This is a genomic window from Saccharomonospora azurea NA-128, from assembly GCF_000231055.2.
GTDB lineage: Bacteria > Actinomycetota > Actinomycetes > Mycobacteriales > Pseudonocardiaceae > Saccharomonospora > Saccharomonospora azurea.
In genome coordinates this window covers 2,916,582-2,927,693 of record NZ_CM001466.1, presented here as the reverse complement: position 1 = coordinate 2,927,693, position 11,112 = coordinate 2,916,582, and the positions used below count along the sequence as shown (strand labels likewise).

The following is an 11,112-nucleotide window of genomic DNA, read 5'->3' as shown; positions in this document are numbered from 1 at the left end:
GCCGCCCATCGCCGCGCGTCCGGCCATGCCGGACGCGGCGCCCGGAGAGGCCGCACCAGTGGCCGCACCCGGAGAACCCGCGCCGAACGCACCGGCACCCAGCGCACCACCGGCTACCCCACCTGCACCGAGAGCACCCGTGCCGCCACCCGGGCCGAGGCCGCCGCCTCCCGAGCCACCGCCCGGAAGGTTCGAGGACGGGATCCCGCCGCCACCGCCGCCGATCGGCGTGAAGTCCGTGCCCGGTGCCGTGGGCACGAAGCGCGAGGCGTTCGTGCTGTCGTCCGGCTCACCGGGATTGACGAAGCCAGGCCCGATACCGGGGTACGCGCCGCCGCCGGGATAGCTGCCACCGGGCGTGGTCCCGCCGGGATAGCTGCCCCCCGGGTAGGTGCCGCCGGGGTAGCTTCCGCCGGGGTAGCTTCCGCCGGGGACGCCGCCGCCACCGCCGCCGCCACCGGGGTAGCTGCCACCCGGCACGCCGCCGCCCCCGACACCGCCGCCGGGATAGCTTCCGTCGGGCACGCCACCGCCCCCGCTGCCGCCGCCACCACCGGGATAGCCGCCACCACCGGGATAGCCGCCACCACCGGTACCTGCACCGGTACCACCGCCCCCACCGGAGCCGCCGCCGTCGACCTCGACGTCACCGAACTCGCCGTCGACGGTGGTGTACTGCGGCATCGAGTGGCCGTTGGCGTTGCTCACCGAGTAGTAGGCGTTGTAGGCCTCGACGTTGGCCTGGGCCATGGCGTTGTACTGCTGGATGGCCCGGTCGGTGTCGGTCGTCCACGGCGTGATGTCGTTCAGGAAGCTGCTCTCCGGCGGCTGAGCGGGCACCGGCTGAACCTGCGAGAGCACCGTGCTGTAGGCGTCGAGCTGCGACGACATGGTGTTGTCGCTCTCGTGCAGCTTGACCTCCGAGTCCTGCAGCCACTGCTTCAGCGGGTGGGCGCCCGCCTTGGCGGCCTCGGCGGAGTCGCCCTGCCACGCCTCGTCCATCCGCTTGGCGAGCGTGTCCATCTGGCTGACGCGCTGGGCGAAGTTGTTCTTCAGCGTGCCGGCGGACTCGCGGCCCATCATCAGCGAACTGCCGCTGTCGCCCGCGCGGAGCTGCTGGTAGATCTGGTGGGCGTCGAGCTGACGGCCGCCCGCGTCGGCCGAGTAGTCGCCGGCCTCCTCGCGCGTGAGGTAGCTGGCCGTACCAGCGCCGGCCGCGGCACCGACGACGATGGGAACCAGGAACAACGGCATGTGATCAACCCCCCAGGGTGCTGATGGTCGACTCGGCGACGTCGGCGGCGAAGCCACACGACGCGTCGGCTGAGTCCGCCGACGCGAGGTTCGTCAGGATGTGGAGCACGGTCTGGTCGTTGACGCCGACCCACAGGTTGCACGTGCCCGAGTCTCTGGCGTCGATGAGGCCCGAGTAGACGGCCGGGTAACCGGCGACCTCGGTGGGTTCGAAGTAGTCGTTCTGGTCCTTCGTCGCGTAGACGCCGCCCAGCCCGTCGGTGTTGTCCAGTGCCGTGACGTCGACGGAGTCGAGGCTCTCCTCCGTTGCCTGCCACCGGCAGGCCTCCCCCTCGAACTGCTCGTTCGGTCGGGTCTCGCCCTCGGCAAGGCCGAGTTCCGCGAGCTGCTTCGCCGACAAGGCGGCGCAGGGGTCCGCCGACAGCGATGCCGCGTCGAGGGGGTTCGACACCGTCGGAGCCCCGCCCTGCGGGCTCGACGACGGGGAACCGGAGGACTCGGCGGACTCGGACGGCGCCGGGGTCGGGGCCGCGTCGGAGCCGTCCCCGCAGGAGGTCAGCACGGAGGCACCGACGAGCAGCGCGAATGCGGCACAGGTACGGGCCGTGCGGCTCATACCTCCATCACTCCCGAGCCGACCCTGCTGATGTGCTCCTGCGACTCGTCCTCGCGGGTGGTGATGCCGTCGCGGGCGTTGCGCAGCGCCTCGATGTACTTCTCGACGTAGTCGATCATCTTGAGGGTGGCCTGGGCGAACGCCTTGCCCGAGGGGTTGGCCGACGACGTGAAGTCCTGGCTGGCCGGTTCGGACCCCGGGGGCTGGACCCGCGCCATGCCTTCGGCCTGGCGGTAGTCGTCGAGGAGGTCCCGGTGCAGGTCCTCCCACTGGCGGATGACGCCGTCGATCTCCTCGCGGGAGAATCGGTAGCCACCGCTGCTCGGGGCCGGTGCACCGGCGATGGCCGGAGCTCTGACCGCGATCATCTTCGCGGCGGCTCCGCCCACACTGGCGCCGCCGCCGTCCATTGCCACGTTGACCATGCCCTGTCCCCTTCACGCCGTGAGGTGAGAAGCAGTTTGCTCAGGGCAGACGCTGCGCGCAAGCGCTCTTGCCGCCCGTTGTCTCCGACGTCGTCCGGGTCACCAGGGTTCCCGTCCTGGATCTCAAAATGGCAACGGCGGGACCCCACTTCGGGAATCCCGCCGTCGCCGTTTGTCGAGAGGAAGATCGTTTCCCTTACTGGGGGACGACCTCCAGTCGCAGGTCCACCGTCACCTCGGGGTGCAGGCGGGCCACGACCTGGTGCTTGCCCAGCGTCTTGATGTGCCGGCCGGTGTCGATGATCCGCTTGTCGAGCTGCGGACCACCGGCGGAGGAGATGGCACCGACGATGTCGGCCGGGGTGATGGAGCCGAAGAGCTTCTTCGAGCCCTCGGCGGCCTTGCCCTTGACCTGGACGGTGCCGAGCTTCTCCAGGGTGGAGCGGATCTCCTTGGCGTGGTCGAGGTCGCGGATGCGCCGCGCCTCCTGCGTCCGCCGGATGGTGCGGATGTTCTTCTCCGCGCCCTTCGTCGCCGTGATGGCGAGGCCCCGCGGCAGCAGGTAGTTGCGGGCGTAGCCGTCCTTGACCTCGACGATGTCGCCGGGGCCGCCCAGGTTCGCCACGTCGGTCGTCAGGATGATCTTTGCCATGTCTGACTTCCTCCTCAGCGAGCCGTGGACGTGTAGGGCAGCAGCGCCATCTCACGCGAGTTCTTGACGGCGGTCGCGACGTCGCGCTGGTGCTGGCTGCAGTTGCCCGTGACGCGACGGGCGCGGATCTTGCCGCGGTCGGAGATGTACTTCCGCAGCATGTTGGTGTCCTTGTAGTCGATCAGCTCGGGGTGGCCCTGCTTCTCGGCCTTGCAGAACACGCAGACCTTCTTCTTCGGCTTGCGAACTGGTGGCTTCGCCACGATGTACTCCTGGGGAACGTCGGTGTGGTTGGTTCGGTCGAGGCGTCAGAACGGCGGTTCGTCGGAGAAGCCGCCCCCGCCGCCCGCCGGAGGCGCGGAGCCCCACGGGTCGTCGGCCGGAGCGCTGCTGCCGCCACCGAATCCGCCGCCGCCGCTGCCGCGGCTGACCTTGTTGACCTTCGCCGTGGCGTAGCGCAGGGACGGCCCGATCTCGTCGACTTCGAGCTCGACGACCGTGCGCTTCTCGCCTTCCTTCGTCTCGAACGAGCGCTGCTTCAGGCGGCCCTGAACGATGACCCGGGCGCCCCTCGTGAGGGACTCGGCGACGTTCTCAGCGGCCTGGCGCCAGATGTTGCAGCGGAGGAAGAGCGCTTCGCCGTCCTTCCACTCGCCGGTCTGGCGGTCGAACATGCGCGGCGTGGACGCGACCGTGAAGTTCGCGACCGCGGCACCGGACGGCGTGAACCGCAGCTCGGGGTCGGCGGTGAGGTTGCCGACCACTGTGATGATGGTGTCTCCGGCCATCGACGATCAGGCCTTCGCGGCGGCCTTGGCGGCCTTCTTCGCGCCGCGCGGCGCGCGCTTGCGGACGACCTTGGTGCGCAGCACGGTCTCCTGGAGCGACAGCTGACGGTCGAGCTCCTTCACCGCGTCCGAGTCGCTGACGAGGTCGAGGACGGCGTAGATGCCCTCGGCGTTCTTGCCGATCTCGTAGGCCAGCCGACGACGGCCCCACACGTCGACCTTCTCCACGTTGCCACCGGACGAGCGGATGACCTGGAGGAAGTTCTCCAGGGTCGGAGCGACGGTGCGCTCGTCGAGCGACGGGTCGAGGATCACCATGACCTCGTAATGGCGTGACACAACCACTCACCTCCTACGGGCTTGAGCGGTCACGGACTGTCCGTGACAGGAGGGTTGTCGAGCCGAGTCTAGCCGCGGCGTCCGACCTGGCCGTTTCCGCCCCGCCGAGGAGTTCGGGGAAGTCTCACGCGGCGCGGCGCAGCACCCAACTGCGGACCAGGCCCGCGGTGACGGCGGCCAACGCGACCACGGCGAGCAGCATCGGAAGCTGGACCGCCTGCCGCTGGTCCTGCGCGGCGAGGGTTTCGGCCTCGCCCGCGTCCCGCAGGTCGGCGCCGCCGTGTGCGCTGTTGCCGGCATCGTCTCCGACCACGCCGTACCGGGGGCTGGTCAGCTCGCCGGGCAGGCCGCTGCCGGGGCCGTAGCGCAGGTCCTCGGGAACGGAGATGCCCGCGTCCGGCGCCTCGGCGACGGGGATGTCGCCGTAGCTGCGGCGTTCGGCCCTGCTGTCCCCGGTCGTCTGGAGCCCGCCGTCGCCGGACGTGGCGTCGTGTTCCTCGGACGTCGGGACGCCGTCCTTGCCGGCGCGCTCGCCGGGACTTCCCGCGCCCGAGTCCGGTGCGGATGTGCCCGGTGAGTGCGGGGACGCCTCCGGCTTCGTCGGGTTGGTGGCCTCGACCGTCAGCGAACAGGCTTCGGCGACGCGGTCGGCGATGGTGTCGAGCGTCGTCTCCTGCGTCGACGGCAGTGCGCCGAGCCCGGCCCTGCCCTCCAGCGCGTCCCGCACGGCGGAGGCGATGACGTCACCGTCGAGGACGCTGGTGGGGCGGTCGGGGACGGTGCCGACCTCGAGTTCTTCCTTCTCGACCTTCCGTGCCAGATGGTTGGGCCAGATCGTGAGGTGGTGGACCACCACGATGGTCCGGGCTTCCTCGGCGCCCTGCCGAACCAGCTCGGACACCGCGGCACCGTCGACGAGCACCGTGTCGCCGACCCGCCCGCCGATCACCGAGGTGCAGTTGTCGGCCGTCACGGTGGCGGCCGAGGCCGTGCCCGCGGTCAGGACCGCCGTGCCGGCGACGGTCGCCGCCACCGCCATCGAGGCGATCGTCCGGCGGGTCCTCCCGGTGAAAGCGGTGGAGCTGATCCGCACGAAAGGGTCCTCCCTTGTCGGCCGTCGGGCCGCGGTCGGCGTCGGGATCGGCACTGCCGATCGGCGCTGTCCGGCTGCCTTGGCGTACTTGCCGTCGGTGAGGACAACGACGATGACACGGGGAGGTGACGCGGTGACTCAGAGGTCGGGAGTGAGCTCGACGACAGCGGCGGCACCGGGTGTGGTTTCGGCGAGTTCAGCGCAGAAGGGTCCGCCGGGCCCAGGTGTGTGCGAGCGCGGAGGCCACGAGGACCAGCGACAGGACGGCGAGCAGCAGGGGCAGGCGCTCGGAGGCCTTGGTGGAGTTGGGGTCCTCCGCCGCACGCGGGTCGTGCGGGACCGCGCTGAAGGTGCTTTCGTGCTCCGGTGAGGTGGGCGGCACGTCGAGGGCGCCCGGTGTCCGGCCGGGGCTCACCCCGCCCCAGCCGCCGCCGTCGGCTCCGGTGTCGGGCGGGGTCCCCGTGGGACCCGCGGGCGACTGTTCCGCGAGCGAATCGGGAGTGGCGGTGGTCGTTTCCTCATCGGTGTCCGACTCGGGCGTGATCTCATCGCCCGATCCGTTTTCGTCGAAACCACTCCCCGGGGTGTCACCCATTTCGGGAGATGTTGTTTCGTCGTCCTCCACGATCGGTCGCACGAGTGAGTCGACGGCACCGTTTTTCGTGTTGCAGAGCAGTCCGGCCAGCGCGTCGAATCCGCGAAGATCGAGCGTTCCGGTCAGGGAGAGGGAGGCGGGCCTGTCGCCGCTCTCGGCGCCGTCGACACCGTCGGTGTCGTCGGTGTCGTCGGTGTCGTCGTCCGGATCGGTGGTCCGCGTCGGGGTCGCGCGCGGAGCGGACGAGTCGTCCCCGTGCTTCTCGTTCGCCGCCTTGTCAGTGCAGTGACCTGCGGTGATGATGTCCTTCTCCTCGGCCGCGGCGCTGCCGGGGAACACCAGTGCGGCCGCCGCTGTCAGTGCCAGTCCGGTCGAGCCGATACGCCTGAACTGCCGATGCCCGCTGTCCATGAGCCGTGTCGCCCTCACTCTCGGGTGCGGTCTCTGTCCCGCCCTTTTTCGTCGATACGATCTTCGTGAATTGTCTGGGACACGGTCACGGTACTCGATTTCGTGGACCGTGAATCGTTACGCTCGAGTGATGCAGATCGGCGCGCACGTCCGTGATGATGATCCTTTTTCGGCCGCCCGGGAACGCACTGCCGAAACCGTGCAGTTCTTCCTCGCGGATCCACAGAGTTGGAAGAAGCCGCAACCGCATCCGCAGGCGGCGCAGCTGGCCGACGCCGGGGTGGGGATCTACATCCACGCGCCGTACGTGCTGAACGTCGCGTCGTTGAACAACCGCATCCGGATCCCGTCCCGCAAGACCGTCGCGCAGCACGCCGCGGCGGCGGCGGAGACGGGGGCGCGGGGACTGATCGTGCACGGTGGTCACGTCCGCAAGGGCGAGGAGCCCGCCGAGGGGCTGGCGAACTGGCGCAAGCTCTTCCAGAGGCAGGAGGACCAGGGTGGATTCGGTGTCCCCCTGTTCATCGAGAACACGGCGGGCGGCGAGGGTGCCATGGCGCGCGACCTGGACGTCCTCGCGCGGCTGTGGGACGAGGTCGCCGATTTCGGTGCGGGGTTCTGCCTGGACACCTGCCACGCGTACGCGGCGGGGTGGGATCTGGCGGAGGCCGTCGAACGCGTCCGGGCGATCACGGGCCGGATCGACCTCGTGCACCTCAACAACTCGCGTGACGAGCACGGCTCCCAGCGCGACCGCCACGCGAACGTCGTCGGCGGCGAAGGCACGATCGACCCGGACCTGCTGGTCGAGGTGGCCAGGGAGGCGGGAGCGCCGGTGATCGTGGAGACGCCCCAGGACGGTCAGGCGGCCGACATCGAGTTCCTGCGTTCCCGGCTCTCCGCGGCGTGAGCGACGGTGGAACGGCCGAGGCGGCGGGGCCACCGGGGGCGGCGCAGCACGAACGCGTCGTGCGCCCCGTCCAGCACACCGCCGGTGGGATCGTCCACTCCCGCGACGCGCACCACGTCGCGGGCGGGGCGGTGGATCTCGCGCAGCACGACGACGCAGAGCAGCACCACGACGATGTCGCGGACGACGACCGTGCCGAGGAACCACCCTTCGGGCAGCCCCTTGTTGTCGGTGCCGAGGTAGTAGAACATCCGCGGCGCCCACACCAGAGCGTCGATCAGCATCCAGCCGAGCAGCAGCCGCCAGCGCGGCAGGGCCAGCACGGCGAGCGGCACCAGCCACAGCGAGTACTGCGGACTCCACACCTTGTTCGTCAGCAGGAACGCGGCCACGACGAGGAAGCACAACTGCGCGACCCGCGGCCGCCGCGGCGCCGAGAGACCGACGTACGCGATGCCGGCGCACAACCCGAGGAACAGGACGCCGCTGACCGCGTTGAGCACGGTCGGAGCCTCGCCCGCGGCCAGCGGACCGTCGAAGCCCTGCCACCCGGTGAAGTAGGACACGACGTTGTACAGCGAGTCCGGGTCCATGTCCCGCTGCGTGTTGAGGCGGAAGAACTCCGACCAGCCGTCGCGCAGGAACAGCATGAAGGGCAGGTTGATGGCGGCCCAGGTGCCCGCGGCGGCGCCCGCCGCGTGGACCCAGGCACGCATCCGGCCCGCTCTGAGGCAGAGCACCAGTAGCGGGCCGAGGAAGAACAGCGGATACAGCTTCGCCGCGGCGCCGACACCGAGCAGCACGCCGGCGAGCACGGGCTTTCGCCGGGACCACGCCAGCAGGGCCGTGGCCGCCGCCGCGGTGGCCAGCGTGTCGAAGTTCGTGAACGCGTGCACCACCATGAGCGGCGACACGGCCGCGATGGCGGCGTCCCACACCCTGCGCCGTGCCGTCCGGGCGACGGCCCAGACGGTGACGAGCCAGGCCGCCGACAGGAAGAACGCGGTGAGGTTGAAATAGATTGCCACCGGCAGGGCCGTGGGGAGCCAGCCCGACTCCGCCGCAGCGGTCCAGGCGTGCGTGAGCTTGGCGTTGACCCACTGGAACAGGCCGCTCAGCACGGGGTACTCCATGTACCGGACCTGCTCGTGCTCGGTGCCCTCGTTCTCCACCCAGCTCGTGGCGTAGGGGAAGGCGTCGGGTTCGTCGAGCCGCTCGGCGGTGTACAGCGGGACGACGTCCGAGTAGCACATCGCCACGTACTGCCTGCCCGACCGCCAGTCGAGCTCGGTGCTGCCGTCGTCGGTGACGTACTGCTGGATGCAGGCGGCCTTGCCGAACCAGCCCGCGGTCAGACCGACGACGGCCAACAGCAGGCAGACCCGCAGCGGGGTCCAGAACCAGTGCCTGCCCACGGCGGCGTGTGTGCCCAGCGGCCCGCCGAGGGGCCGGGTGGCCGCCTCCGCGAGAGGTTCGGACCAGCTCGGGATCTCCCGCTGCGCAACGTCCAGCGACGCGGTGTCGGGTGTCGGAGCGGAAGACGAGCCATGACTATCGCTGGACACGTCGCGAATGTTACGTGTCCTAGCTCATCCGCTCGCGACCCGTCGGTCAGTCCCCGTTGTTGCCGTTGTTGCCGCTGTTGCCGTTGTCGCCGCGTCCCCGACCGAACCAGCCGCCGCCGTCGTCGTCATCGTCGTCGTCCGTGGGGTCGGGCGGACCGCCGGGCATCGTGCCGAAGGGCGGGCCCTCCGACTCGCTGGGCTCCGTGGTCGGCGACTCCTGGGTCGGCTCCTCGGACTCGGTCGAGGTCTCGGTGGTCGCTTCGGTCGACTCCGGCGTCTCGGGCGGAGGCTCCGGAGCCGGAGTCGTGGGAATCTTGCCGATGGGCTCCACCGCGGGGAACTCGGTGATCGGTTTGCCTTCGTGGTAGGTGTCCATGAACTGCTTCCAGATCTCTCCCGGAAGCCCGCTGCCGTAGACGCGCCCGCCCTGTGCGTTGCGGATGGGTTCGTTCCGGCCCGTGCCGACCCACACCGCGGCGGAGATTTGCGGGCTGTAGCCCACCATCCAGGCCTCGGCGTTCTCGTCGCTCTTCTCGCCGTTCGCGCCCACGTACTGGTGCGTACCGGTCTTGCCCGCACAGGCGTGCCCGCCGGCGCAGGTCAACTCGGAGTACTCCAGCACGGGAATGAGGGACTTGGTGACGTTGCCCGCGATCTGCTTGCTCTCGGCCGGGTCGCTCGAGAACGCCGGCTCGCCCTCGGTGGCGACGTCGGACGTCTCGTCGAAGACGACCTCGCCGTCCGACGTCGTCAGCTTCGCCACGAAGTGTGTCTCGTGCCGCAAGCCGTCGTCGGCGAAGGTGGCGTAGGCGGAGGCCATGTGCAGCGGCGAGACCATCGTGTCACCACCGCCGATGGAGATGTTGCCGTCGAGGGTCGGCATGGTGGGCATGGGGTTGGCTCCGTCGCCCTTCTCGGGAATGCCCGCCTCGGTCGCCGCGTCGATGACGGCCTGCGGACCCACCTCGTTCACGACGATGTCGAAGAACACCGTGTTGATCGAGAGCTTCATGGCTTCCTCGACCGTGCAGTTCGGTCCGCAGTCGGTGCCGTTGGCGTTCCTCACGGGACGGTCGCCGAACATCCTTACGGCACTGCCGTCGTAGGTCTCGCCGAGACCCTTGCCCTTCTTCAGCAGGGCGACGAGGTCGAACGGCTTGAACGACGACCCGGGGTTGCGCTGCGCCGACGCCCAGTCGTACTGACCACCGGGCACGTCGGGGTCGTGTGGACCACCGTAGTAGGCCCGCACGGCGCCGGTCTTGGGGTCGACGGCGACGAGTGCCTCCTGCAGCTTCTCGTCCTCCCCCTCCATGACCTGCTGCACCGCCTGCTCGGCGGCCTCCTGGGCGTGCTGGTCGATCGTCAGGTAGACGCGGTAACCGCCGGACTGGAGCTTCTCCTCGGGATAGCCCTTGGCCTCGAGTTCCTGCTTCACCTTCCGCTCGATGAACTTCTCGGGGCCGGTGATCGCCTCGGGCCTGTACTCCTCCTCGTCGATGAGTTGGGGCACCTGCGCGGCGTCCCGCTCCTCCTGGGTCAGCCAGCCGTTGGCCACCATCCGGTCCATGACGTAGTTCCAGCGCTTCTCGCGGACCTCCGGCATGTCGACCCGGCCGGGCTGCTGGATCATCCCCGCCAGCAGCGCTGCCTCGGACGCGTTGATGTCGCGCGCGGACTTGCCGTAGTACGCCTGCGCGGCCGTCTCGATCCCGTTCGCCCCGCGACCGAAGTAGATGGTGTTCAGGTAGGCGGTGATGATCTCCTTCTTGCTCTGCTCGTTGTTCATCTTGAACGCCTTGACGATCTCGGTCCACTTCCGCGTGATCGAGTAGTCGTCGTTCTGGGTGGCCACCTTCACGTACTGCTGGGTGATGGTGGAACCACCGCCGACACCGCCGGTGACCTGGTTGTACACCGCGCGCAGGATGCCCGTGATGTCGAAGCCGGGGTTGGTCTCGAACGTGGAGTCCTCGGCCGCGTAGACGGCGTGCTTCACGTGGTCCGGGATCTCGTGGGGCTTGAGCAGGATGCGGTTGCCGCCGTCCGGGGGGACGTCGCGGCCCATCTCCGTCTCGCCGTCGGCGTAGTAGTACGTCACGACCTTCGCCTGGTCCTTGGCCACGTCGCTGGGCGAGGGGACGTCGACGAGGAAGTAGGTGACGGCGAACGCGATGGCGGGAAGCACGAAGAACAGGCCGACGAAGGCGTAGATGCTGCGCCGGATGATCTTCCAGCGGCGTTTGCGCCGTTGTGCCGGGGTCAGCGCGGCCTTGCCCTTCTTCTTCGGGGCCGGGGCGCCGTCGGGATCGGAGTCGAGACCGGTCTCGTGGTTCTCGGCCCGGGCACGGTCGTGGATGCCGTCATCGAATCCGTCGAATCCGTCGCCGTCGAACCGGTCGTACCCGCCGGGCCCGTCGGCGGTGCCGTTGTAGGCGCGGTGGGTGATGAGCTCGGGCTCGCG

Annotated in this window: 12 protein-coding genes; 1 reads left to right on the top strand and 11 read right to left on the bottom strand. The window is 69.7% G+C overall.

The annotated features are described in order from the left end of the window. From SACAZDRAFT_RS23005 to SACAZDRAFT_RS13190, 9 genes are all read right to left on the bottom strand, one after another. Positions 1-1,254: PPE domain-containing protein (locus SACAZDRAFT_RS23005; protein ID WP_005442472.1), on the bottom strand; the 1,254-nt coding region annotated here is incomplete at its 3' end. A gap of 4 nt (positions 1,255-1,258) precedes the next feature. Further along, the gene (locus SACAZDRAFT_RS13225) at positions 1,259-1,870 is read right to left on the bottom strand and encodes a DUF3558 domain-containing protein (protein ID WP_005442470.1); all 612 of its coding nucleotides are present in this window, start codon (positions 1,868-1,870) and stop codon (positions 1,259-1,261) included. Then, positions 1,867-2,295 (bottom strand): hypothetical protein, encoded by a 429-nt coding sequence (locus tag SACAZDRAFT_RS13220; RefSeq protein ID WP_005442463.1) that lies wholly within the window; start codon positions 2,293-2,295, stop codon positions 1,867-1,869. Before SACAZDRAFT_RS13220 ends, SACAZDRAFT_RS13225 begins: the two co-directional genes overlap by 4 nt. Positions 2,296-2,491: 196 nt before the next feature. Further along, on the bottom strand, positions 2,492-2,947 hold the full coding sequence (rplI, locus tag SACAZDRAFT_RS13215; protein WP_005442461.1) for a 50S ribosomal protein L9: 456 nt from the start codon (positions 2,945-2,947) through the stop codon (positions 2,492-2,494). 14 nt (positions 2,948-2,961) lie between these two features. Next, the gene (gene rpsR, locus SACAZDRAFT_RS13210) at positions 2,962-3,210 is read right to left on the bottom strand and encodes a 30S ribosomal protein S18 (protein WP_005442459.1); all 249 of its coding nucleotides are present in this window, start codon (positions 3,208-3,210) and stop codon (positions 2,962-2,964) included. Between the two features lie 45 nt (positions 3,211-3,255). After that, positions 3,256-3,735 (bottom strand): single-stranded DNA-binding protein, encoded by a 480-nt coding sequence (locus SACAZDRAFT_RS13205; RefSeq protein WP_005442457.1) that lies wholly within the window; start codon positions 3,733-3,735, stop codon positions 3,256-3,258. 6 nt (positions 3,736-3,741) lie between these two features. After that, a complete protein-coding gene (gene rpsF, locus SACAZDRAFT_RS13200; protein WP_005442450.1) occupies positions 3,742-4,074 on the bottom strand; it encodes a 30S ribosomal protein S6 in 333 nt (110 codons plus the stop codon). 124 nt (positions 4,075-4,198) lie between these two features. Continuing rightward, entirely contained in the window at positions 4,199-5,167 is a 969-nt protein-coding gene (locus SACAZDRAFT_RS13195; protein WP_005442449.1) for a hypothetical protein, read from the bottom strand. A gap of 196 nt (positions 5,168-5,363) precedes the next feature. Then, the gene (locus SACAZDRAFT_RS13190) at positions 5,364-6,173 is read right to left on the bottom strand and encodes a hypothetical protein (protein ID WP_005442448.1); all 810 of its coding nucleotides are present in this window, start codon (positions 6,171-6,173) and stop codon (positions 5,364-5,366) included. Positions 6,174-6,303: 130 nt separating this feature from the next. On the opposite strand from SACAZDRAFT_RS13190, the gene SACAZDRAFT_RS13185 reads away from it, so the two are divergent. Beyond that, positions 6,304-7,083, top strand: a complete 780-nt coding sequence (locus tag SACAZDRAFT_RS13185) for a deoxyribonuclease IV (RefSeq protein ID WP_005442447.1) — start codon at positions 6,304-6,306, stop codon at positions 7,081-7,083. On the opposite strand, the gene SACAZDRAFT_RS13180 is transcribed toward SACAZDRAFT_RS13185, so the two are convergent. Then, positions 7,035-8,648 (bottom strand): glycosyltransferase family 87 protein, encoded by a 1,614-nt coding sequence (locus SACAZDRAFT_RS13180; RefSeq protein ID WP_005442446.1) that lies wholly within the window; start codon positions 8,646-8,648, stop codon positions 7,035-7,037. The two genes, SACAZDRAFT_RS13185 and SACAZDRAFT_RS13180, sit on opposite strands and share 49 nt — an antisense overlap. A gap of 46 nt (positions 8,649-8,694) precedes the next feature. Next, a partial coding sequence (locus SACAZDRAFT_RS13175; protein ID WP_005442444.1) for a transglycosylase domain-containing protein occupies positions 8,695-11,112 on the bottom strand: 2,418 nt, incomplete at its 5' end.